Origin of the sequence: Geminicoccus flavidas (assembly GCF_009806515.1) — a bacterium.
Classification (GTDB): domain Bacteria; phylum Pseudomonadota; class Alphaproteobacteria; order Geminicoccales; family Geminicoccaceae; genus Geminicoccus; species Geminicoccus flavidus.
In genome coordinates, this window is record NZ_WUJP01000579.1 from 1 (window position 1) to 1,221 (window position 1,221).

Annotated in this window: 2 protein-coding genes; one reads left to right on the forward strand and one right to left on the reverse strand. The window is 69.6% G+C overall.

Annotated elements, in window-relative coordinates:
- A partial coding sequence (locus EQG76_RS16550; RefSeq protein ID WP_159715417.1) for a PAS domain-containing protein occupies positions 1 to 295 on the reverse strand: 295 nt, incomplete at its 3' end.
- Positions 296 to 383: 88 nt separating this feature from the next.
- Here EQG76_RS16550 and EQG76_RS16555 point away from each other — a divergent pair.
- Positions 384 to 1,221 (forward strand): LysR family transcriptional regulator (locus EQG76_RS16555; RefSeq protein ID WP_159715419.1); only part of this gene is annotated, 838 nt, incomplete at its 3' end.

The window sequence follows — 1,221 nt, forward strand, 5'->3', positions numbered from 1 at the left end:
CCAGGGTCACCTCGCGCTCATGGGTGACCGCGGGCTCGTAGAGCGCCTGGAGCAGCAGCTCGTTCAGCGGCTCGAAGGCCTCGTCCAGGAGAAACAGCTCGGCATAGCTTTGGCCGATGGCGCTGGCCACATCCAGGTCGAGCAGCCGGGCGGCGGCCGGGTTGATGGTGATCAGCCGGCCTTCCAGGTCGAGCGTCAGGACACCGTCCTGCAGGTCAGCCAGGATCCGCTCGTGGATCTGCAGCTCGACGGCCAATGCGGCTTCCCCCATCGCGAGCCCGTGCCGCCAGATCATGGCAGGCTGGCCGGCGCTTGTCGCCTCCGCCCGGGCACCGCATCGTGGCCTGGCACGACCGACCGCACCGCCGAGAACAGGCCGTCCCATGCAGCTCCGCCACCTGGCATATTTCGCTTCACTCGGGCGCGAGTTGCATTTCGGCCGGGCTGCGGCTGCCTGCAACATCACCCAGTCCACCCTGTCCGCGGCGATCCGCCAGCTCGAGGAGGAGGTGGGCGCACCGCTGGTCGAGCGCGACCGTCGCTTTCGTGACTTCACCCCAGAAGGCCGGGTCCTGCTCGGCTGGGCCAGGCGGATGCTGGCCGAGCGCGACCTGCTGGGCCAGGAGCTGGCCGCCTTGCGCGAGGGGCTCACCGGCCATCTGCGGATCGGTGCCATCCCGATGGCCCTGCCGATCGTGGGCATGGTGACGACGCCCCTGCTGGAGGCCTATCCGGGCGTGCGCATGACCGTGACCTCGCGCACCTCCACCGAGATCCAGCGCGGCCTGGACGAGTTCCACCTGGAAGCCGGCCTGACCTATCTCGACAACGAGCCGCTGCACGGGCTGCGCGCCGTACCGCTCTATCGCGAGCGCTATCTGCTGGTAACGCCCAAGGAAGGGCCGTTCGCCGGGCGCAGGGAGGCAGCCTGGTCGGAGCTGGCGCCGCTGCCGCTCTGCCTGCTCACCCCGGACATGCAGAACCGGCGCATCCTGAACGGCATCTTCACCGAGATGGGCCTCACCCCCGCACCGCGCCTGGAGACCAACTCGGTGATGGCGCTCTATTCGCAGATGCGTGCCGGCGCCTGGTCCAGCGTCCTGCCGCACAGCTTCCTCTGGGTCGCCGGCATCCCGCCCGGGATGATCGCCCTGCCGCTGACCAGTCCCGAACGGTCCCACATGATCGGGCTGGTGCTGCGCGACCAGTCGCCGATCCCGC